The 18,433-nt window shown below is 65.7% G+C and carries 20 protein-coding genes and 1 tRNA gene; 14 read left to right on the top strand and 7 right to left on the bottom strand.

The features are described 5' to 3' along the window. Positions 1–5: 5 nt before the first annotated feature. Genes iolB through VEA80_RS15195 form a run of 4 tightly spaced genes read left to right on the top strand, consistent with a single transcriptional unit; the run spans position 6 to position 4,408 of the window. Entirely contained in the window at positions 6–812 is an 807-nt protein-coding gene (iolB, locus tag VEA80_RS15180; protein WP_325061610.1) for a 5-deoxy-glucuronate isomerase, read from the top strand. A gap of 22 nt (positions 813–834) precedes the next feature. Next, positions 835–2,184 (top strand): MFS transporter, encoded by a 1,350-nt coding sequence (locus tag VEA80_RS15185; RefSeq protein WP_325061611.1) that lies wholly within the window; start codon positions 835–837, stop codon positions 2,182–2,184. Beyond that, a complete protein-coding gene (locus tag VEA80_RS15190; protein WP_325061612.1) occupies positions 2,184–2,999 on the top strand; it encodes an inositol monophosphatase family protein in 816 nt (271 codons plus the stop codon). The genes VEA80_RS15185 and VEA80_RS15190 overlap by 1 nt, the downstream gene beginning before the upstream one ends. Beyond that, positions 2,996–4,408, top strand: a complete 1,413-nt coding sequence (locus VEA80_RS15195; RefSeq protein ID WP_325061613.1) for an alkaline phosphatase D family protein — start codon at positions 2,996–2,998, stop codon at positions 4,406–4,408. The genes VEA80_RS15190 and VEA80_RS15195 overlap by 4 nt, the downstream gene beginning before the upstream one ends. Before the next feature lie 64 nt (positions 4,409–4,472). Here the strand turns inward: VEA80_RS15195 and VEA80_RS15200 are convergent. Next, positions 4,473–4,548: transfer RNA gene (locus tag VEA80_RS15200), tRNA-Ile, on the bottom strand. Between the two features lie 71 nt (positions 4,549–4,619). On the opposite strand from VEA80_RS15200, the gene VEA80_RS15205 reads away from it, so the two are divergent. The 3 genes from VEA80_RS15205 (at position 4,620) to VEA80_RS15215 (ending at position 6,811) form a co-directional block, all read left to right on the top strand. Then, the gene (locus VEA80_RS15205) at positions 4,620–5,855 is read left to right on the top strand and encodes an NAD(P)/FAD-dependent oxidoreductase (RefSeq protein ID WP_325061614.1); all 1,236 of its coding nucleotides are present in this window, start codon (positions 4,620–4,622) and stop codon (positions 5,853–5,855) included. Between the two features lie 50 nt (positions 5,856–5,905). Continuing rightward, positions 5,906–6,214 carry an MliC family protein gene (locus VEA80_RS15210; RefSeq protein WP_325061615.1) on the top strand — a complete coding sequence of 103 codons (309 nt, stop codon included), beginning with the start codon at positions 5,906–5,908 and terminating at the stop codon, positions 6,212–6,214. A gap of 93 nt (positions 6,215–6,307) precedes the next feature. Continuing rightward, on the top strand, positions 6,308–6,811 hold the full coding sequence (locus VEA80_RS15215; RefSeq protein WP_325061616.1) for a hypothetical protein: 504 nt from the start codon (positions 6,308–6,310) through the stop codon (positions 6,809–6,811). Between the two features lie 58 nt (positions 6,812–6,869). Here the strand turns inward: VEA80_RS15215 and VEA80_RS15220 are convergent, their stop codons facing one another. The 4 genes from VEA80_RS15220 to VEA80_RS15235 form a co-directional block, all read right to left on the bottom strand. After that, positions 6,870–7,202, bottom strand: a complete 333-nt coding sequence (locus VEA80_RS15220) for a hypothetical protein (RefSeq protein WP_325061617.1) — start codon at positions 7,200–7,202, stop codon at positions 6,870–6,872. Positions 7,203–7,267: 65 nt separating this feature from the next. Further along, complete coding sequence (locus VEA80_RS15225) at positions 7,268–7,765, bottom strand: isoprenylcysteine carboxyl methyltransferase family protein (protein ID WP_325061618.1); 498 nt, start codon at positions 7,763–7,765, stop codon at positions 7,268–7,270. Next, positions 7,762–8,781 (bottom strand): type III polyketide synthase, encoded by a 1,020-nt coding sequence (locus VEA80_RS15230; RefSeq protein ID WP_325061619.1) that lies wholly within the window; start codon positions 8,779–8,781, stop codon positions 7,762–7,764. The genes VEA80_RS15225 and VEA80_RS15230 overlap by 4 nt, the downstream gene beginning before the upstream one ends. 133 nt (positions 8,782–8,914) lie before the next feature. Then, positions 8,915–9,592, bottom strand: a complete 678-nt coding sequence (locus VEA80_RS15235) for a hypothetical protein (RefSeq protein ID WP_325061620.1) — start codon at positions 9,590–9,592, stop codon at positions 8,915–8,917. Between the two features lie 136 nt (positions 9,593–9,728). Here VEA80_RS15235 and ettA point away from each other — a divergent pair, with 136 nt between their 5' ends. From ettA to VEA80_RS15260, 5 genes are all read left to right on the top strand, one after another. Beyond that, positions 9,729–11,399: an energy-dependent translational throttle protein EttA gene (ettA, locus tag VEA80_RS15240; protein ID WP_349257268.1), complete on the top strand. Its 1,671-nt coding sequence runs from the start codon at positions 9,729–9,731 to the stop codon at positions 11,397–11,399. Then, positions 11,396–11,722 carry a hypothetical protein gene (locus tag VEA80_RS15245; protein ID WP_325061622.1) on the top strand — a complete coding sequence of 109 codons (327 nt, stop codon included), beginning with the start codon at positions 11,396–11,398 and terminating at the stop codon, positions 11,720–11,722. The genes ettA and VEA80_RS15245 overlap by 4 nt, the downstream gene beginning before the upstream one ends. Before the next feature lie 58 nt (positions 11,723–11,780). Further along, positions 11,781–11,972 (top strand): type II toxin-antitoxin system VapB family antitoxin, encoded by a 192-nt coding sequence (locus tag VEA80_RS15250; protein WP_325061623.1) that lies wholly within the window; start codon positions 11,781–11,783, stop codon positions 11,970–11,972. Between the two features lie 4 nt (positions 11,973–11,976). Next, positions 11,977–12,351: a type II toxin-antitoxin system VapC family toxin gene (locus tag VEA80_RS15255; protein ID WP_325061624.1), complete on the top strand. Its 375-nt coding sequence runs from the start codon at positions 11,977–11,979 to the stop codon at positions 12,349–12,351. Positions 12,352–12,472: 121 nt separating this feature from the next. After that, a complete protein-coding gene (locus VEA80_RS15260; RefSeq protein WP_325061625.1) occupies positions 12,473–12,721 on the top strand; it encodes a DUF7662 domain-containing protein in 249 nt (82 codons plus the stop codon). 108 nt (positions 12,722–12,829) lie between these two features. On the opposite strand, the gene VEA80_RS15265 is transcribed toward VEA80_RS15260, so the two are convergent. Continuing rightward, complete coding sequence (locus tag VEA80_RS15265; protein ID WP_325061626.1) at positions 12,830–13,105, bottom strand: hypothetical protein; 276 nt, start codon at positions 13,103–13,105, stop codon at positions 12,830–12,832. Positions 13,106–13,227: 122 nt separating this feature from the next. Between VEA80_RS15265 and VEA80_RS15270 the strand changes: the two genes are divergently transcribed. Together VEA80_RS15270 and VEA80_RS15275 are read left to right on the top strand one after the other, a co-directional pair. Further along, complete coding sequence (locus VEA80_RS15270; RefSeq protein WP_325061627.1) at positions 13,228–13,776, top strand: hypothetical protein; 549 nt, start codon at positions 13,228–13,230, stop codon at positions 13,774–13,776. Positions 13,777–13,857: 81 nt separating this feature from the next. Continuing rightward, positions 13,858–15,921, top strand: coding sequence for a S46 family peptidase (locus tag VEA80_RS15275; protein WP_325061628.1), 2,064 nt, complete (start codon positions 13,858–13,860; stop codon positions 15,919–15,921). Positions 15,922–16,185: 264 nt separating this feature from the next. On the opposite strand, the gene VEA80_RS15280 is transcribed toward VEA80_RS15275, so the two are convergent. Continuing rightward, positions 16,186–18,261, bottom strand: a complete 2,076-nt coding sequence (locus VEA80_RS15280; RefSeq protein WP_325061629.1) for a M13 family metallopeptidase — start codon at positions 18,259–18,261, stop codon at positions 16,186–16,188. Positions 18,262–18,433 lie beyond the last annotated feature (172 nt).

The raw sequence follows: 18,433 nt of genomic DNA on the forward strand, positions 1-18,433 counted from the left end.
ATGTCATGTCAGAGCTGCGTGTGAGGCCCAAGCCGCGTGACGACAGCGGCGCCGTGCTCGAAGTGACTCCGCAAAGCGCGGGCTGGACCTATGTCGGCTTCAAGGTGATCGCGCTGGAGCCAGGCGAAGCCGCCGGAGGCGGCGAACCCGATCGCGAAGCCTGCATCATCGTGCTGAGCGGACGTTGCGACGTCGACGTCGGTCAGCAGCGTTTCGAGAACATAGGCGAGCGTATGAGCGTGTTCGAAGACAAATCGCCCGCCGCCGTCTATGCGCCCGCCGGCGTGCTCTACGCCATTATTGCGCGCACTGCGGTCGAGATCGCCGTAGGTACTGCGCCTGGAAGCGGCGCGGGCGAAGCGCGCCTGATCTCGGCCGAGCACATCTCCAAGGAAACGCGCGGCGCCGGCACGAACATGCGCTACGTCCGCAACATCCTGCCCGAGACCGAACCGGCCGAGAGCCTGCTCATCGCCGAAGTCATAACGCCCGGCGGCAATTGGTCCTCCTATCCGCCGCACAAGCATGATCGCCTCGCGCCGCCGGAAGAATCCGCGCTCGAGGAGATCTATTACCATCGCCTCAATCCAAAGCAGGGCTTTGCCTTCCAGCGCGTCTACACGGACGACCGCTCAATCGACGAAACCGTCTGCGTCGAGGACGGTGACGTCGTCCTGGTGCCGCGCGGCTATCATCCGGTCGGCGCCCCGCACGGCTACGATCTCTACTATCTCAATATCATGGCAGGGCCGCAGCGGACCTGGATCTTCAACAACGATCCGGCCCACGCCTGGATCGCACAAAAGAAATAAGAACGAGAGCGGGGGAGACGAGTTGGCAGGATCGCAATTATTCAGGGCATTCGCCACCGCTGCAGACGCCCCGCCCATCGGCGATCAAGCCGAGATCGACGCGCTCTTCAAGCGCTATCGCTGGCGGGTCATGTTGGCGATCACGCTCGGTTACGGTCTTATCTACACGTGCCGTCTCGCCATCGGCATGGTGAAGCCTTCGATGATCGACCAGGGCATCTTCACGCCGGCGGAGTTCGGCGTCATCGGCTCGGCGCTGTTCTGGACTTACGCTCTCGGCAAGCTGACGAACGGCTTTTTGGCCGATCATGTCAACATCCGCTTCTTTCTGACGTTCGGCTTCTTGATGAGCGCGGTCTGCAATATCGGCATGGGCTTTGCCGATACGCTGCTGCTGGCGACCGTGCTCTGGGGTCTCAACGGGTGGTTTCAGGGGTTTGGCGCGCCCGGATCGGTGGTCGCGATGACCGCTTGGTTCTCCAACAAGGAGCGCGGCCGCGCCTATGGCTTGTGGAGCACCGCGCATTCGCTCGGTGAAGGGCTGACATTCTTCGTCATCGGCGCCGTCGTTGCGTACTTCGGCTGGCGCTGGGGGTACTTCGTGCCGGCGATGATCGGCTTCTTCGCCGCCGCGATGATGTGGTGGCTGGTGCGAGACCGGCCGAGCACGCTTGGCTTGCCGACGATCGCCGATTGGAAAAACGATCACCTCGCCGAAAGCGAAGCCTCCAAGTCCAAGTCGACGCTGCGGCTTCAATTCTCCATCCTGTCGATCCCGACGATCTGGATTCTCGCGCTGTCCAGCCTCGCCAACTACGTCACGCGTTACGCCATCAATTCCTGGGGTCCGCTCTATTTGCAGGAGGCGCGCGGCTTCGACGAGATCATGTCCGGCACGATGTTGATGATCTCGACCCTGGCTGGCATCGCCGGCTCTATCCTCTACGGCGTCATCAGCGACAAGCTGTTCAACGCGCGCCGCCCGCCGGCGAACCTGCTGTTCTCTGTCCTCGAGATCGTCGGCCTCGGCCTCATCTTCTTCGGCCCCACCGATGTGCCGACGCTCATCATCGGCATGGTGCTGTTCGGGCTGGGGCTGACTGGCCTCGTCGCCTCGCTCGGCGGACTCTTCGCGGTCGACATTTGTCCCAAGCGCGTCGCCGGCGCCGCCATGGGCGTGATCGGCGTGTTCTCCTATATCGGCGCGGCGATCCAGGAGAACATCAGCGGCGTCCTCATCGATGAGAATTCATACATGCAGGGCGCCGACCGCATCTACGATTTCGGCCCGGCGATCTGGTTCTGGATCGGCTCGTCCATCGTCTCCATGCTGTTGGCGGCCACCTTGTGGCGCGCGAAGCTGCGCGACTGATGAGCCCGCTTCTCTCCGCCATGACCGAGGCCGCCAGCATCGCCGGCGAAGGCTTGCTGCAGGATTTCGCCCGCGTGCGCGAGCTCGAGATCCGCAACAAGATCGGCCCTGACTTCGTCTCCGCCGCCGACCTCCGGGCCGAGGAAACGATCAAGACCATGCTCGCGCGCTTCGCCCCCGACTACGCCTTCCATGGCGAGGAGGGCGGCCTCACCGGCGGTGGCGACGCCGCGCTGACATGGCTCGTCGATCCGCTCGACGGCACCACCAATTTCCTCTGGGGCGCGCCGCTGTTCGGCACGTGTGTCGCCCTTGCGCGCGGCGACGACGTGCTCGCCGGCGTCATCAACCTGCCGGCGCTCGGTGAGATGCTCTGGGCCGAGCAGGGCGGCGGGGCGTTCCTGAACGGAAGACCGATTCGCGTCTCGCAGAAGACGGCCCTCGCAGACGCGGTGATCGCCTTCGGCATTCCGCACGCTGGAAAAGACGGACACGATCTTTTCCGGCAGGAGATCGGCCGTTTGACGCCGCGCACGACCGGTGTGCGCCGCACCGGCTCGGCCGCCGTCGACCTCGCTTACGTCGCCGCCGGCCGCTTCGACGCTTACGTCGAACGCGTGATGGCGCCGTGGGACATGGCCGCTGGCGTCGCCATTATCCGCGAAGCGGGCGGCGCCGCGACTGACGCCGACGGCAACCCGCTTCGTCTCCACGGCGGCAGCCTCTGCGCCGGGCCCCGCCCGCTGGTCGATCAAGTCACCGCCGAAGTGCGCGCCGCCGCCACCGAACTCGCCGCAGAGAAAGCACGCTCATGAGCACCCCCCATCGCCGCTCGCTGCTGAGAAGCGCCGCTCTCGCCGCCGCTTCGCTGCCGTTCGTGCCGCAAGCGTTGGCGCAGACGCTCGGCTACCCGCGCGCGCTGCAAGGTCCGATGGTTGGCGCTCCGACCTCGGACTCCATCGCCGTGTGGGTGCGCGTCAGCGGCGCCTTCGACGTGGTGCTCGAAGCTGCAACGCGCCGCGACTTCGCGGACGCGCGCCAATCCGCCCCCACGCGCGCCGATCAGAGCACCGATTTCTGCGCCCATATGCGCATCGGCGGTCTCGCGCCCGCCACGGCGTACTTCTATCGCCTGCGCATCGACGGCATGCTCGATCGTTATCAGCCGCTGCCGTATCGCACCCGCACAGCCCCGCGCGGGCGCAGCGCCTTCCGCGCCGCCTTCGGCTCCTGCGCCCGGCTGCAGATCGACACCGACCAGCGCATCTTCTCGGTCGTGCAGGCGCTCGAGCCGGATCTCATGTTCTTCCTCGGCGACAACATCTACGCCGATAGCACCGAGCCCGAGGCGCTCGCCGACCTCTATCGTCGTCAGCGCGAGATCGAGCGCCTCAAGCCGGTGATCCGCACGACGCCCAGCCTCGCCATTTGGGACGATCACGATTTCGCGCTCAACGACTCCGATCGCACAAATCCGATACGCGATCAGTCGCTGGCCCTATTCAAAAACTATTGGGCCAATCCGTCCTACGGCCAGCCGAACGCGCCCGGCGTCTTCTTCAAATACGCCTATGCCGGCGTCGATTTCTTCTTCCTCGACGGCCGCTATTATCGCGATCCTGCCGACGCCCCGGATGTCCCCGGCAAGACTATGCTGGGCGCGACGCAAAAGGCTTGGCTCAAGGACGAGCTGCGCGCCAGCCGGGCGCCGTTCAAGGTTCTCGTGTCCGGCGGCGGCTTCTCGATGGCCGAGCGCGGCGGCGACTCCTGGGCGGTGTTCACCCACGAGCGCAACGAGCTGTTCGATTTCATCCGCGATCACCGCATCGAAGGCGTATTTGGCATTTCCGGCGACAGCCATATGGGTGAGCTGAATTGTGTGCCGCGATCGGAGCAAGGCGGCTACGATTTTTACGATCTCTGCTCGTCCCCGCTCGCCAATCTGCCGGACAGCGACTTCGTCGAGCAGATGCCGGAGGTGCGGATTCGCGAAACCTATACCCGGAGCGTGAATGTCGGACTGATGGAGTTCAGCTTCGAGGACGGGCCGCGCATGAGCTACACGCTCCACAATGTCATCGGTGCGGCGGTATGGGACCCGTTGGTGCTGACCTCTGCCGACTTGCGCAACGGCGCTTCGACGTGGCGCGACAAGATCGACGCGTACGAATTGGAGCGACTCGAGCGCTACCGCGCCGGCGGCAGCTATTTCGCCGTCGAGTAACGGCAGGGCGCACCCACCGGCGCGCAGCAGGCCGAAGCCGCGTTCTCTACGGCGAAGGATGGAGTGGTGGGCGCGGCAGGACTCGAACCTGCAACCAGACCGTTATGAGCGGCCGGCTCTAACCATTGAGCTACGCGCCCGCGCGAGCGGGAGGACGCCCTAGCATTCAAATCGCGGCGCCGGAAGGGCGACTTCGGCGTTAGGCTGCGTCATGGCTGATCTCTACGATGTGGCGATTGTGGGCGCTGGCGCAGCCGGCATAGGCGCCGGACGGCGGCTGGCGCGCTCCGCGGCGACGTTCGTCTTGCTCGAAGCGCAGGAACGCGTTGGCGGGCGGACGCTGACGATCGCACGCAACGGCCATGCGCTCGATCTTGGCGCTGGCTGGCTGCACTCGGCGGACCGCAATGTCATGGTGGCGCTCGGCGAGGCCGCCGGTTTCGAAATCGACCACACCGAAGCGCCCTGGGAGAAACAAACCGCCGCGCACGGCATGTCGGCCGAGGAGCAAGCCGAGTTTCGCTCGGCGTTCCGCGCGTTCGAGGCGCACATCGCCGAACAGGCGGAGCAGGACGGAGCGCGCCCCGCGAGCTTCTATTTCGAGCCGGACTGCCGCTGGAATCCGCTGCTCGACGCCGTGTTCTCGTATATCAGCGGCGCGCATCTCTCGGACATCGATGCGCGCGATTATGCGCGCTACGAGGACACCGGGAAGAACTGGCGCGTCCGCGCCGGCTATGGCGCGCTGCTGACCGCCCTCGCCGCACCGTTGCCGGTGAAGCTGCAGACGCAGGTGCGCGGCATCGATCAAACTGGCGCGAATGTGCGCATCGCGACAGGGCGCGGAACAGTCGAGGCCAGAGCCGCGATCGTCACGCTCCCGCCGTGGGCGATTGCGCAACTCGCGATTTCGCCGGCGCTGCCGAAGAAGGCCGCGGCGGGGCAGAACCTGCCGCTCGGCGCAGCGGAAAAGCTCTTCTTCGAACTGTCTCGGCCGGAAGAGTTTCCCATCGACGGCCATCTGTTCGCGCGCACCGACAGCGCCGCCACCGGCTCCTATCATCTGCGTCCAATGGGGCGGCCGCTGATCGAGGTTTATTTCGGCGGTCCGCTCGCGCGCGGGCTCGCGCAGGCCGGCGTCGAGGCGATGGCCGACTTCGCCCGACAGGAACTCGCCGGTTTGCTCGGCTCGCGCTTCCCCTCGCGTCTGACCCTGCTCGCAGCCTCCTCGTGGTCGACCGCCGAGCATGCGCGGGGCGCCTATTCCTTCGCGCGTCCTGGCGGCGCCGAGGCGCGGGCGGTCATGGCGGCGCCCGCGGGGCGGCTCTATTTCGCCGGCGAGGCGTGTTCGCGCGAGCGCTACTCCACCGTTCATGGCGCCTATCAGACCGGCCATGAAGCCGCCGAGTCGGCGCTGGCGAGGCTTGCCGGCGAAGCCGCGGCCTGAGCCGTTTCCCTCCGCGACAGCCGTGCTAGAACGCGAGCAAGGAGATTGCCATGCGCTCTGTCGCCCTTGTTCTTGCGTTGGTCTCGCTCGCCGCGTGCCAGACGCCGTGCCCCGCCGCGCCGACGGCGCCCACAAATGCGCGCTTCACCTGCGACGACGGCTCGGCGCTGCAGGTGACGTTCACGAACGAGAGCGCCACAGTAGTTCAGGAAGGCTACATCACGTTGCAACTGCCGGCGCGGGTCAGCGGCTCGGGCTATCGCTATGCGGATAACGGCGCCGAGCTGCGCGGCCGCGGCGGCGAGGCGCGTTGGACGCGGCCGGGCGCTGCGGAGACCGTCTGCCAAGAGGTGCAATAAGCTTCACGCTGCGCCCGCGCATTTGCTAGAGGCGAAGCCGAGCCATGACGTCGCCGCCTTGCGAGGGCGGGCGGACATGAATGGAGAGTCAAGATGAAGGCCAGAACGGTTTGCGCCGCCCTCGCGGGCGCCATGCTGCTCGCCTCGTGCGAGACCACGGGCGGCTATGGCGGCGGCCCGCCGCGGACGCAGCTGTCGCAATGCATGCGTAACGCGCTGATCGGCGCCGGCATCGGCGCGATCGCCGGCGCCGCGGTCGGCGACGAGGACAACCGCGTCGAGAACGCCGCCATCGGCGCGGCGGTTGTTGGCGCAGGCACATATGGTGTCTGCCGCTATATGAGCGCGCGCGAACAACAGCGGGTCGAGAACGCATATTACCGCTCGTTGCAGACCGGGCAGCCGGTGAGCGACAGCTGGCAGTCGGATCAAGGCGCGCCGCGTTCGCTGCGCGTCAGCACGCCATCGTCGGCGCCGGGCCGTGGCGCGGAATGCCGGCGCGTCAGCGCCACCATCTCCGATCCGCAGTACGGCAACCAGCAGCTGCCGCCGGAAACGTTCTGCCGCGCGCCGGGCGGCCAGTGGGTCCCCGCCTGACGCGCGAGACAGCGCCGATAATGACGGAGGCCGGCGTGGAAGCGCCGGCCTCTTGCATTCAGTGGCGGCGGTCCCAGCGGTTCTCACGGCGGTCCCAGCGATTTTCGCGCCGATCCCAAACATCCTCGCGCAGGTCGCGCACGTCTTCGCGCGCATCCCAGACGTCCTCGCGCCGATCGCGCCAACCGCCGTCATGCATGGCGTCGCGCACGTCCTCGCGCACGTCGCGCCGATCCTCGCGGCGATCCCAGCGGTTTTCACGCCGATCCCAGCGGTTCTCGGCGCGGTCGAAGCGGTTCTCGATCCGGTCCCAGTTGCGCGCTTCGGCCGCCGCCGGCGCGAGGAACGCAGCGGCGATCGCAATGGCGCACAAGGTCAATGCGTATTTCATGTGAAGCTCCTCTGAACGCCCCTCGGAGCTTTGAACGGCGCTCACGCCGCTTTCAGTCGCCTCCGCTAGCTGCGGCGCGGGGCGAGCGCTGCATCCTCGACGCGGATGCGGTGGCGCAGCAGCAGCGCGTTGAGCGCCGACCAGATCAGCGCCGCGGCCCAGGCGCCGAACGCGAGCGGCAGCACGGCAATCTCGAGAGCGACAATCCAGTAATTCGGATGGCGCACCAAACGGTAAGGCCCGCGGCGGATCAGCGGCGCGTCATCGAGCGTGATGATGCGCGTCGTCCAGTAGCGGCCGAGCGTCGCAATCACCCACACACGCAGCAGCTGCAGAGCCGCGAAGAGGGCGAGCAGCGGCCAGTTGGGCTCGCGATCCCATGGCACGCTCAGCGCAATCGCCGCAAGCCACGAAGCGTGCAGCAGGATGAAGAGGGGATAATGCTCTGCGTCGATCTCACGTCCGCCGCGCGCAAGCAGACGTTTCGTATTGCGCCGCGCCAGCACGAGCTCGCCCAGCCGCTGCAACCCCACCAACCCAAGCACCAAAGCCAGCCAGCTCACTGCGCTTCAACCAGCATGAAGCCGGCGGTGAAGCCGGGCCCGAGCGTCGTCATCAAATGGCGACCCTCCAGCCCCTCATCCAACGCCGCCCGCAGGATAAACAGCACCGTCGCCGCCGACATGTTACCGTGCTCGCGCAGCGCCTCACGCGCGGTTGCGAGCTCACCGGGCGCGAGGTCGAACGCTTCCTCGAGCGCGTCGAGCACTTTGGCGCCGCCGGGATGGGTGATGTAGCCGTCGATCTGGTCGAGCCTGAGATTGTGCCGGCGCAGGAACGCGTCGACCACCGCGCGCAGATCACTGCGCACCAGGCTCGGGATATCGCGCGAGAACAGCACTTTGAGCCCATCGTCGGCGACGTCCCAGCCCATCACGTCGAGCGAGTCCGGCCAGGTGTGCTCGCCCCATGGTCCGAGCCGAGCGCCGTCCTCGCGGCAGGAGATCACCGCCGCGGCCGCGCCGTCGCCGAACAAGGCCGCGGCGACGAGATTGCTCTTGGAGATATCGTTGCGGCGGAAGGTCAGGCCGCACAGCTCGACGACAAGCAGCAGCACGCGCGCATCGGGATCGGCCTTTGCCGCCGCCGCCGCGCGGGCCAGACCCAACACGCCGCCGGCGCAGCCGAGCCCGAACATCGGCGTGCGCTGCACATCGGCGCGAAACGGCATGCGCTGCATCAAGCGCGCATCGAGCGCCGGCGTGGCGATGCCGGTGGAGGAGACGGTGACGATGGCGTCGATATCCTCCGCCTCGAGATCCGCTTCATCCAATGCTTCGCGCGCCGCTTGCTCCAGCAGCGCCAGTGCGTTCTCGATGTAGAGGTCGTTGCGCGCGCTGAACGCGTGCTCTTGTCCGTACCAGGCGATCGGCACGCACGAATGCCGCCGCTCTATCGCCGCGTTCTCGAACACTGGCGCGAAGCGCTCGAAGCCGTAGTCAATGTCGGCGAACAGTTCGCGCGCCAGCGCCGCGGCGTCCGCCTGCAGGATGTCGTATTGCGGAACGGCGGTGGCCAAAGCGGCAAGGCGGGGAACAGGCTCCGCGCGCATGCACGGCCAACGCCAAGGCGTAACCGTCGTTCCGTCTTAACTGCTGTGACGCTCAGGCGAGCGCGAGATCACGATCTCGGCGCCGCAATGAATACGCCGCCTAGTCTCTCGCGCCGGCGAAAGTGATGCGCACGACATCGATTTCGCCGGCGTGGACGAGGTCGTCCTCCTGGTATCTCGGCAGCATTTGCGACGGAGCATTCGGCGGGTCGCCCAAGCCCTGATCTAGATAGAACATGATTGTGACGACTGTGCCGTCATTCAACAGGGGCGCTAGTCCGTCGCGGTCAATAAGGCTCGTGACGCGCAGCGTTTGATATTCGCCCTGGTCGACAAACCGATGCGCCCCGATCCAGTTGTTGCCGTAGTTTATCTCGTCATAGATCGGCCGCTCGGCGGTAAACAGTTCGCCTGGCTCCTTCGGGTCCCACGCCATCGCGTAGTAGAAGCTTGGGCCGACCAAATCGGCATCGCTCGCGGCGACGCCAGTGCGCAGGTGGTTCAAGAAATCCGGTCTGATCGAGGCGGCGATGATCAACATAGAGCGGCCGTCGCGGCGGTTGGACCAGATCGACGACGGCAGCCGGATTTCGAACGCCTCCGGGCGAAGCGTTATTTCATAGATATCGCCGGCGCGCGCATCAGTGGCGCGGACAGGATGGATCACCGTGCCGCCTTGTGCGAACTCTAGGCCGAGGTGCGCCGTGGGTTCGGCGGCAGCGGGCGCGACGATCGCGGCAGCCAGAACCGTGGCGAGCGCGAAAAATCCTAACCGCATGCCGAACCCCTTGCGTCCGCAGCTGCAGTTTCCCATGCGGACCGACAGCGTCAAGCCGCTCGCCGGCATCTGCGACATTGCCGGCAAGGCGGCGCGTCGCTATATCGCGCGGCTCAGCTCCAAAGGACGACGCAGAATGGCGCAGCAGCCGGCGCAATACATTTTCACGATGCAGGGCCTCACCAAGGCCTATCCGGGCGGCAAGAAGGTGTTCGAGAACATCTGGCTGTCGTTCTTCCCGGACGCGAAGATCGGCGTCGTCGGCGTCAACGGCTCGGGCAAGTCGACGCTGCTGAAGATCATGGCGGGCCTCGACAAGGATTTCACCGGCGAAGCCTTCGCCATGGCCAACACCAAGATGGGTTATCTCGAGCAGGAGCCGCAGCTCGATCCGTCCATGACGGTGCGCGAGAATGTCGAGTCCTGGTGCGAGGAGAAGAAGCTTGTCACCCGCTTCAACGAAGTCAGCATGGAGGTCGGCGAGAATTACACTGACGAGCTGATGGAAGAGATGACCTCGCTACAGGAGCGGATCGACGCGTCCGATGCGTGGGACATCGACAGCCGCATCGACATGGCGATGGACGCGCTCCGGTGTCCGCCGGACGATTGGCCGGTCGACAAACTCTCCGGCGGCGAGCGCCGTCGTGTCGCGCTCTGCCGGCTGCTGCTCTCCAAGCCCGACATGCTGCTGCTGGACGAGCCGACCAACCACCTCGACGCCGAAAGCGTCGCCTGGCTGCAGCACCATCTCGAGGCGTTCCCGGGCTGCGTCATCCTCGTCACCCACGACCGCTACTTCCTTGACCAGGTGACGAAGTGGACGCTCGAACTCGATCGCGGCCGCGGCAATCCGTACGAGGGCAATTACTCAGCCTGGCTCGAAGCCAAGGCTAAGCGCTCCGAACAGGAAGCGACCGAAAGCGAGGGCCGCAAGAAGGCGCTCGCGCGCGAACTGGAATGGGTGCGCCAATCGCCGAAGGCGCGCCAAGCCAAATCGAAGGCGCGCCTCTCGCGCTACGAGGAAATGGCGGCCGAGGCCGAGCGCGAGAAGCAAACCTTCGCCACCATTCAGATTCCGCCAGGCCCGCGCCTGGGGCAGAACGTCATCCAATTCGACAATCTGAAGAAGGGCTTCGGCGACAAGCTCTTGATCGACGGGCTGACGTTCAAGCTGCCCCCGGGCGGCATCGTCGGCATCATCGGCCCGAACGGCGCCGGCAAGTCGACTTTGTTCCGGATGATCACCGGCCACGAGACGCCGGACGAGGGCAAGATCACCATCGGCGACAGCGTGAAGATGGGCTATGTCGACCAGTCGCGCGACACGCTCGATCCGAACAAGACGATCTGGGAAGAGATTTCCGGCGGCTTGGACATCCTCACCATCAACGGCCGCGACGTGCCCTCGCGCGCCTACGTGTCGAGCTTCAACTTCAAGGGCAGCGATCAGCAGAAGAAGGTGGGGCTGTTGTCCGGCGGCGAACGCAACCGCGTCCACCTCGCCAAGACGCTGCTCACTGGCGCCAACGTGCTGCTGCTCGACGAACCGACCAACGATCTCGACGTCGAAACGCTGCAATCACTGGAAGCGGCGCTCGAAGATTTCGCGGGCTGCGCCGTCGTCATCAGCCACGACCGCTGGTTCCTGAACCGCCTCGCGACGCACATCCTCGCCTTCGAAGGCGATAGTCACGTCGAATGGTTCGAAGGCGATTTCGATAGCTACGAAGCCGACAAGATGCGGCGGCTGGGGGTGAGCGAAATCATTCCGAGCCGGATCAAGTTCCAGAAGTTCGGGCGTTGAGCGAAGCTGATCTCGACTTCGGTGAGGACTTTGCGCTGACGGCCGCATGCGACGGCGCCCCGGTCTTGTTCGAGGGCTATCACTTCTCCGAAGGCCGCAAGCCATTCTTTGTATTTTTCCGCCATCGCGGGCGGGGTTGGCGCTTTCAGGTATTTGACGTTACGCCCGTCGGCATGCCGCCGCACGACGGCGCGGTGCTGTTCGAAGAGCGCGGTGTCACGGAGGGGGATGTCTACTTTGCCGAGGGCGCGGAGATGTTCCGCGAGTGCCTGAAGCGGTGGCGAGATGAGGAAGTCAAATGGCGGAAAGAGAGTTGCGAATGACCACCCGACCTGAAATACCGGCATTGAAAACGGCATCATTTGATGCTATCTTTCGTGCATGAGAACTACGCTCGCCTTGGACGACGATCTCCTCGCCGAAGCCGAAGCCCTAACCGGCGTCGCAGAAAAAACCGCGCTCGTCCGTGAAGCGCTGAAAGCACTGATCGAGCGCGAATCCGCGCGCCGGCTCGCGCGCTTGGGCGGCAGCGATCCGAAAGCGAAAGCGCCGCCGCGCCGCCGGCCGGGCTGAACGGATGATCCTGGTCGACACGTCGATCTGGATTGACCATTTGCGCGCGGCAGAGCCGCAACTTGTAGCGCTGCTCACGCGCAACGAAGTGCTCGCGCATCCCGCCGTTATCGGCGAAGTGGCGCTCGGCAGCATCTCCAAACGCGCCGAGGTGCTTCGCTATCTCAACAATCTGCCTGCGGTGACCTCCGCCACGCACGCCGAGGTGATGATCTTCATCGATCGACACAAACTCCAGACCACTGGCATAGGATATGTCGACGCCAACCTACTGGCCTCGACTGTGCTCACGCCCGGCGCAACACTGTGGTCGCGCAACAAGAACCTGCGCGCCGCCGCCGCGCGCTGCGGCGTCGGGCCGAAAACACCGCTGAATTAGAGTTCAACGGAGTCATTCCGCATCCCCTGTGCATATCGCGCAAATCAGTTCACACTGCGCCTCCGTCAGCATCGTTGCGGGTGCGATCCGCTTCAGGTGCCTGTGCGGGAGACGAAACGACATGCGCAAGTACGCAGCGCTCAATTCTCATCTCAACCGGCGCAATGGCCGCCCGGAAATGCTTACCTTCGAGGACATCGAGCAGATCATCGGCAAACCGCTGCCGCAGAGCGCGCTGAAGCACCGCGCCTTCTGGGCCAATGACAATCAGGATCACCACAGCCACGCCCGCGCCTGGATGCAGGCCGGCTATCGCGTCGCCTACGTCGACCGCGATGAAAAGGTGGTCCGGTTCGAGCGGACAAGGTGAGGCGTTAGGCAAGTCGGCAATAGGCAAGTAAGCAATCGATCGACTGCGCGCTGGCCTATTGCCGATTTGCCGATTGCCGACCTGCCTACTTGCCTTAGCCGAACCGCCTCACAACCGCCCTTCCTCGCGCGCTTGGCTCGGCGCTTTCTTGCCGCCGCGGAGAATGAGGCTGATCTCGTCGAGAACGCCCAGGCGCTGTTCTTCCAAGCGCGTCAGCTCGTCGTCGTCGGGCGCGCGGCTGCGTTGGATCTCCTGAATTTGCAGCCAGAGATCGCGATTGCGGCGGCGCAGCGCCTCGAAGCGCGCGTTCTCGCGTGTCAGCCGTTCGATCTCGTCCGCCTTGTCCGGGAATTCTTCCGCCAAATCGTTGGTCAGCTCTGTCATGGCGCTCTCCTGGCCGGTCAACGGAGGGGGTGAGAAGGGGTTCCGCCCGCCTGCATCCGCCGGCCGCTTTGCTTGCATCTGCTCAGTATGGACCCGAGTATGAGCTGAACGGGGAGGACTTGATGCGCGCACTGATCCTGACGGCGGCACTGGCGCTGGCGGCAGCCGGCTGTGACGATGCGGCCACCAGCACGAGCGGCGGCGATACGCAGGCCGCGGCCGAAGGCTACACGATGGAGATTCGCGCCTCGAGCGTCGAGCAGACCTACATCATCGTCGCGCCGGACGGCCGCACCGTCGGCGCGCGCGCCGCCGAGGGCGCGTCCGCGCTGATGGATGCTAACCGGGCGCAGGCCCTGTTCGCCGATCCGCCGCCCGAGGGCGAGGAGATGCCGGAAACGTTCTCCATGCGCCTGCCGGGCTTCTCGATGAGCGTGGCCGGAACGGATGAGGAGGGGCACGGCGAGAACGGGCGCGTCAACATCAATATCGGCGGCGATGGCCAGAACGTCGTCGTCCGCGCCGACGAGGGCGGCCCGGGCGAAGAAGACGACCGCGCCTATGTCCGCATCACCGGCGCCGACGACGAGGCGGTGCGCGATTTCATCGACGAACAGGAGGACCTCTCGGCCGAAGTGAAGGCCGAGATGCGGACGGCGCTGGGGCTCTGACCCCAGCGAACTGCCGCTCGGCGCTTGCCGGGCGGCTCCCGCTTCGGCAGTACCTGACGAGAGGACTCGTCAGGGGGCATCATGCGCCAGAAATTGCGCGCGGCCGCGGCCGCATTGGGAATGCTTGCGCTCGTCGCGACGCCGGCGTCGAGCGAAGAGGGCATGTGGACGTTCGACAATTTCCCGGCCGAGCGCATGCAGCGCGAGATGGGCTGGGCGCCGGATCAGGCTTGGCGCGACCGCGTCATGGCCGGCACGGCGCGGTTGCCGGGCTGCTCGGCCTCCAACGTCAGCGGTCAGGGCCTGGCGCTGACCAACCACCATTGCGTCATCTCATGCGTCACCGCGCTGTCGACGACGGAAGCTAACTATATCGAAAACGGCTTCATGGCGCGCACGCGCGAAGAAGAACGCCGCTGCCCGAACATGCGCATCGACGTGCTGCAGGGCATCGAGAACGTCACGCAAAGTATCGAAACGGCGACGGCGGGCGTTGCGGCCGAATCCTTCGCCCGCACCCGCGACGCTGAGATCGCCCGGCTCGAGCGCGAATGCTCCAATGATACGGTGCGATGCGAAGTGGTGACGCTCTATCAGGGCGGCCGCTACGCGCTGCATCGCTACCGTCGTTACGAGGACGTGCGCCTCGTCTTTGCCCCGGAGCACGGCATGGCGGCGTTTGGCGGCGATCCTGATAATTTCAACTTCCCGCGCTACGATGTCGATTTCTCATTCCTGCGCCTCTACGAAAACGATGCGCCAGCGGCGACGCCGAACCACCTCTCCATGCGCTTCACCCCGCTGGAAGAAAACGAGGTCGTGCTGATCGCCGGCAATCCCGGCCGCACCTCGCGCCTGCGCACCACCGCAGAGCTCGCGTTCGAGCGTGATCACAACTTGCCCTGGCAGATCGCATCGCTGTCGGAAATCCGCGGCCGCTTGATCGCGTACTCGCAACTTGGCCCGGACCAAGCGCGGATCGCCTCGAGCGCGCTGCAAGGCGTCGAGAATTCGTTCAAAGGCCTCTCCGGTCGCCGCCAAGCATTGGCTGACGCCGCCGGCTTCGCGCGCGTCGCCGAACGCCAAACCGATCTGCAGACCAGAGTCCGCCGCAACCGCGCCTCGCAGCGCGAAGTCGGCGATGCCTGGGGCGAGATCGAACGCGCGCAGAACGCCTATCGCGGCATGTTCTACCAGTACCAATATCTCGAAGCCCGCGCCGGCGAACGCTCGGTGCTGTTCAGCTGGGCGCGCGATCTCGTCCGCGCTGCCGCGGAACGTGCGAATCCGGATGCTGAGCGCCTGCCGCGCTACACCGACGCCCGCATCGCTTCGGTGGAAGCGAGTATCCGCGCGCAGCGCCCGGTGACGCCTGAGTTCGAGGAAATCCATCTGGCGTTCTGGCTCTCCAAGATGCGCGAGCATCTGACGGTCGACGATCCGATGGCGCGTCGTATTCTTCGCAATGAAAGCCCGGAAGCGCTCGCCGCCCGTCTTTCACGTTCGCGTCTGGCTGATCCGGCTTATCGTCTGCAGCTCTGGGAAGGCGGCGAGGCGGCGCTCGCCGCTTCGGACGATCCGCTGATTCAGTTCGTCCGCGCCTGGGACGCCGACGCGCGCGCGGTGCGCACGCGCTACGTCAACGAAGTCGAGGGTCCGGCGGCGCGCGCACACGAGCGCATCGCCCGCGCCCGTTTCCGCGCCTTCGGCGAAGGCCAGTACCCGGACGCCACCTTCAGCCCGCGCATCTCGTACGGCCGTGTCATCGGCTGGACCGAGCCGAGCGGCCGCGTCGTGGCGCCGTTCACCTACACCGCCGGTCTCTACGAGCGCGCGACCGGCCATGATCCGTTTGTGCTCAGCCAACGCTGGATCGACGCACGTCCGCGCCTCGATCCCAACGCGATCTTCAATGTGTCGTCGAGCAATGACGTGATCGGCGGCAATTCGGGCAGCCCGCTGCTCGACCGCGAAGGCCGCGTCGTCGGCGCAGTGTTCGACGGCAACATCCACTCGCTCGGCGGCGAATACTTCTATGACGGCGCGCTCAACCGCTCCGTCACAGTCGCCGCCACCGCGATCCGCACCTCGCTCGCGGATGTCTACGACATGCCGCAGCTGCTGGCGGAATTGGAGGGACGCTAGGCTCTCACCCATTTTTGGGGCGGCGCGAAGCGGCGAGCCCGGAACCCATAAACACTCACGGTTTCAGTGTAGAACTGCGATAGTCGTGTTTATGGCCCCGGAATGCTCGCTTCGCGAGCCATCCGGGATGGGTGGAGTGAGAAGAGTATCGCGTATTGGAAACGCCGGCGCCGACACTCGGAAAACGGCGCCGGCGTTTCCGCCTTTCACTCGGTGGAGGCGAGGGAAAGGCATAGCCTGGTGAGCGGGGGTATCAGGCGCGTCTCACCAGATTTCTACGCGTTCATTCTCCGGCAGATAGAGCGCCGCCGTTTGCGGGACGCTGAACGCGGCGTACCAGGCGTCCATGTTGCGCACAGTGCCGTTGCAGCGGAAGCGCGCCGGCGAGTGCGGATCGCTCAGCACTTGGTTGCGCAGCGCCTCGTCGCGGATGTCCTGCCGCCACGCCTGCGCCCACGATAGGAAGAAGCGCTGATCGCCGCTAAAGCCGTCGAGCACCGGCGCGTCCTGGCCGTTCAGCGAAAGCTTGTAGGCGTAGAGCGCAACCTGCAGGCCGCCATTGTCGCCGATGTTTTCGCCAAGCGTCAGCCGCCCGTTCACGTTGATGCCGGGCAGCGCTTCGAAGCCATCGTACTGCGCCGCCAAGCGGTCGGTGAGGCTGGTGAAAGCGGCGAAGTCCGCCGGCGTCCACCAATCGCGCAGCACGCCGTGCGCGTCCGACTTCGCTCCCTGGTCGTCGAAGCCGTGACCCATTTCATGGCCGATGACGCCGCCGATCGCGCCATAGTTCACCGCAGCGTCGGCGTTCGGATCGAAGAAGGGCGGCTGCAGGATCGCCGCCGGAAACACGATCTCGTTGAAGACCGTGTTGTAGTAGGCGTTGACCTCCTGCGGCGCCATGTAGAGCCATTCGCTCTTGTCGGTCGGACGCGACAGGCGCGCGAGGTCGTAGCGCCAGCCGTACACCGCCGCGCGCTTATTGTTGCCGAATGCATCGCCGGCGCGCACCTCGAAGCCCGAATAGTCGCGCCAATTGTCCGGATAGCCGATCTTCGGCAGGAATGTGCGCAGCTTCTCGTGCGCCGCAATCTTCGTTTCCGCCGTCATCCAGCTCAGCGCTTCGATGCGCTGGCCGTAGGCGCGGCGCAGATTTTCGACCAGCTCCAGCATTTGCGCTTTGGCTTCTGGCGGGAAGTGGCGCGCAACGTAGAGCTGGCCGACCGCCTCGCCCAACACGCCGTTGCAGGCGGCGACGGCGCGCTTCCAACGTTCGCGTTGCTGCGGCTGACCGTTGAGCGTGCGGTTGTAGAAAGCGAAGTTCTCGTCGTCGAACGGCTGCGGCAGCACCGCGCCGACATTGGTCAGGTAGTGATAGGTCAGGTATTCGCGCCAAGTGGACACCGGCGTCGCCAAGCTGAGCTCCGCGAGCGGCCCCATTGCCGTGACCTCGGCCACGATGACGTCCGGCACGGCGGCCATTTCGCCGCTCTCGAACATCGCGTCCCACGGGAAGTTCGGGGCCAGAGCGCGGACTTGCTCGCGCGTGCGCAGGTTATAGACGCGCTCGCTCTCGCGCCGCTCGGCGAGCGGCCAATGACGCCGCGCGATCTCGGTTTCCAACGCCAGAATGCGGCGCGCCTTCGCGTCGGCGTCGCTCTGGTTCGCCAGCGTCAGCATGCGTGCGACATGGGCGCGGAACTCGTTGCGGATGGTCGTGAACTGCTCGTCGTCGCGCAGGTAATAGTCCCGGTCCGGCAGCGAGAGTCCGGCGTGACTCATGCCGACAGCGTAGCGGTCAGGGTTCTTCTCATCGAGCGTGACGTAGATCCCGATCGGCGAGGCGACCGGCATGTCCGGCCGAGCGATCAGGCGGAACACATCCTCATGCGTGCGCAGCGCGGCGATGGCCGCAAGATCGGCCTGCGCCGGCGCAAGCCCAGCCGCATTGATCGCCTCGACATTGAGATAGGAATTGTAGAAGTCGGCGATCTTCTGCTGATTCGACCCCGGCGCGCCGCCGGCGAGCGCCACTTCTTCGATGATCGTGCGCACGTCGCGGTCCGACTTCTCGCGCAGCATGTCGAATGTGCCCCAGCGGGTGCGGTCGCCGGGAATCTCCGTGCGGTCGAGCCATCCGCCGTTGGCGTAGCGGAAGAAGTCGTCGCCCGGCGCCACCGAAGTGTCGCGCGCCGTCAGATCGATGCCCCAGGCGCCAATCGCGGCCGGCGCACGCGGCGCCGCTGCTGCAGCCGTTTGCGTGCGCCCGCCGGCCTGCGTCGCACAGCCCGCGAGCAGCGCAATGCTGGAAGCCGACATCGCGCGACGCGTAAACGAAAGCATGAACCCCTCCGAATTTCCTGAGGCTTACACCGCTCTGTTTCGCTGTCGCGTTCAACGCGATTGAGACGAGGGCGCATGCGAACGCGGCGAATGCGAAACGCGCTTCCCGTTCGTCGCTAGGCAAGTGTTGTTCGTCGAGACCTACCCCCCAGGATCATCCTGGGGCTCGCGC

It is taken from the genome of Vitreimonas sp., assembly GCF_035627415.1.
GTDB lineage: Bacteria > Pseudomonadota > Alphaproteobacteria > Caulobacterales > Aquidulcibacteraceae > Vitreimonas.

Bases quoted from the DNA above. Each gene is read 5' to 3' on its own strand.
- iolB (WP_325061610.1), top strand. From the start codon at position 6: ATGTCAGAGCTGCGTGTGAGGCCCAAGCCGCGTGACGACAGCGGCGCC.
- VEA80_RS15190 (WP_325061612.1), top strand. From the start codon at position 2,184: ATGAGCCCGCTTCTCTCCGCCATGACCGAGGCCGCCAGCATCGCCGGC.
- VEA80_RS15195 (WP_325061613.1), top strand. From the start codon at position 2,996: ATGAGCACCCCCCATCGCCGCTCGCTGCTGAGAAGCGCCGCTCTCGCC.
- VEA80_RS15205 (WP_325061614.1), top strand. From the start codon at position 4,620: ATGGCTGATCTCTACGATGTGGCGATTGTGGGCGCTGGCGCAGCCGGC.
- VEA80_RS15210 (WP_325061615.1), top strand. From the start codon at position 5,906: ATGCGCTCTGTCGCCCTTGTTCTTGCGTTGGTCTCGCTCGCCGCGTGC.
- VEA80_RS15215 (WP_325061616.1), top strand. From the start codon at position 6,308: ATGAAGGCCAGAACGGTTTGCGCCGCCCTCGCGGGCGCCATGCTGCTC.
- VEA80_RS15220 (WP_325061617.1), bottom strand. From the start codon at position 7,202: ATGAAATACGCATTGACCTTGTGCGCCATTGCGATCGCCGCTGCGTTC.
- VEA80_RS15235 (WP_325061620.1), bottom strand. From the start codon at position 9,592: ATGCGGTTAGGATTTTTCGCGCTCGCCACGGTTCTGGCTGCCGCGATC.
- ettA (WP_349257268.1), top strand. From the start codon at position 9,729: ATGGCGCAGCAGCCGGCGCAATACATTTTCACGATGCAGGGCCTCACC.
- VEA80_RS15250 (WP_325061623.1), top strand. From the start codon at position 11,781: ATGAGAACTACGCTCGCCTTGGACGACGATCTCCTCGCCGAAGCCGAA.
- VEA80_RS15255 (WP_325061624.1), top strand. From the start codon at position 11,977: ATGATCCTGGTCGACACGTCGATCTGGATTGACCATTTGCGCGCGGCA.
- VEA80_RS15260 (WP_325061625.1), top strand. From the start codon at position 12,473: ATGCGCAAGTACGCAGCGCTCAATTCTCATCTCAACCGGCGCAATGGC.
- VEA80_RS15265 (WP_325061626.1), bottom strand. From the start codon at position 13,105: ATGACAGAGCTGACCAACGATTTGGCGGAAGAATTCCCGGACAAGGCG.
- VEA80_RS15270 (WP_325061627.1), top strand. From the start codon at position 13,228: ATGCGCGCACTGATCCTGACGGCGGCACTGGCGCTGGCGGCAGCCGGC.
- VEA80_RS15275 (WP_325061628.1), top strand. From the start codon at position 13,858: ATGCGCCAGAAATTGCGCGCGGCCGCGGCCGCATTGGGAATGCTTGCG.
- VEA80_RS15280 (WP_325061629.1), bottom strand. From the start codon at position 18,261: ATGCTTTCGTTTACGCGTCGCGCGATGTCGGCTTCCAGCATTGCGCTG.